Genomic DNA, 1,517 nt, shown 5'->3' with positions numbered 1-1,517 from the left:
GAGATCGGTGAATCTAATCTCTCCTCCTGAAGGTGGTTGAATCATCTCTCTGACAGATTGTAAGTCTGCAAAAGACTGAGAAGCATTGATAATATCAGTATCAGAACTGGTTAAACGTAACCCTGTGAGGGTATAATTTCCCTGCGTAATTCCGTCTGACAGTAATTCGTTGAATTCAGCAACTGTATTTCCAGTCGGAGCTCCGTTAAAACTTACTAGTGTACCTTCGATATTCAAACTTATTGTTGGATCTCCGGAAGCATCAAATTCAATATCAATATTTTGCGGATCATAATAAACCGTTTCCCCCGCCGTATCTGTAACTCTAATGCTTCCTGTAAGGGTTGCAGGGGTACCAGATGTAGTTACAGTAACAGGATCACCGTTAGTATCCACTATTTCACCGTTTATGTCGTATATAGAAATCTTATTTTCTGCTAAAGGATCTCCGTCTTCATCGTAATTAATCCAACTAATTACATTTCCTGTATCGTCAAGCTCTACTTTTCCACTAATTTGGGTAGTTGGAGTAAGAGGGTCACCAGAACTATCGTAGAGTGCAAAATTATAATCAGAACCAACTACGCTTGCAGTCCAATTATAAACATTTTTATCTTTGTTTTCTTCGCTCATATCCCTTTTGAAAGAGAATTTGACAGGTATATTTTCACCTGTGGTACTCTTAACCACAATTGTTGTGTCCTGAATACCCGCACCTGCGTTTAAATTATGTGCAAGTCTTACAAAGGAGGTTTGTTTTGCCGCCATTACTTGTCCACTAGATACTTGGATATCTCCTATAGGATCGTTGGTGTCAATGACTCTATTTCCTTCTTGATCGATTTTTGCTGTCCAACCTTGTAATTTCATACCAGATGCAGGATCTACAAAGAATCCGTTGTAATCTCTAGTGAAGTTGCCAGCACGTGTGTAGTATTGACCTGTTCCATCTGAGAGTATAAAAAAACCTTCCCCTTGGATCATAAGATCGGTGGCTTTACCTGTAGACATAGGAGAACCTTGTGTCATTAATTTGTCTATAGAAGCTAATTGAGAACCTAACCCAATTTGCATAGGATTTGTTCCACCCAGTTGGTTTTGTGGTGCGTTCCCGGCACTTAATGTTTGAAAAAGAGTCGTCTGAAATGTCGCCCTTGAACCTTTGTAACCTACGGTATTAACGTTAGCGATATTGTTTGCAACTATGTCGAGTTGATCCTGAAAGTTCCTTAAACCTGTGATTCCAGAGTACATTGATCTGAGCATATTATACTCCTCCTATCTAGATCGTATTGATAATAAGAATTTAGGCGCTAATCTCATTTACTACCGAATAAGGATACATTTCACCGTTGATAAGTAGGTAAAGTTCGTTGTCTAAGAACTTCACCGCTTCGACAGTTCCACTTTTTACACCAGAGTTTGAAACCATTTGGCCATTTTCTACGGTGTAAATCCCATAGAGATATTCTCCATCAGGCATCATAGTTCCATCGTTGTTTCTTCCGCTCCAAACA

1 protein-coding gene and 1 pseudogene are annotated in these 1,517 nt (G+C 39.3%); both read right to left on the bottom strand.

The annotated features are described in order from the left end of the window. The coding region (locus tag AA81_RS00665; protein ID WP_146050307.1) for a flagellar hook-basal body complex protein at positions 1 to 1,266 on the bottom strand (1,266 nt) is incomplete at its 3' end. Between the two features lie 40 nt (positions 1,267 to 1,306). Further along, positions 1,307 to 1,517 (bottom strand): annotated as a pseudogene (locus AA81_RS00660) (flagellar hook assembly protein FlgD); the annotation flags it as partial.

Source organism: Petrotoga halophila DSM 16923, assembly GCF_002924615.1.
The sequence above is the reverse complement of the archived record's forward strand: the minus strand, read 5'-3'. Positions and strand labels throughout refer to the sequence as shown.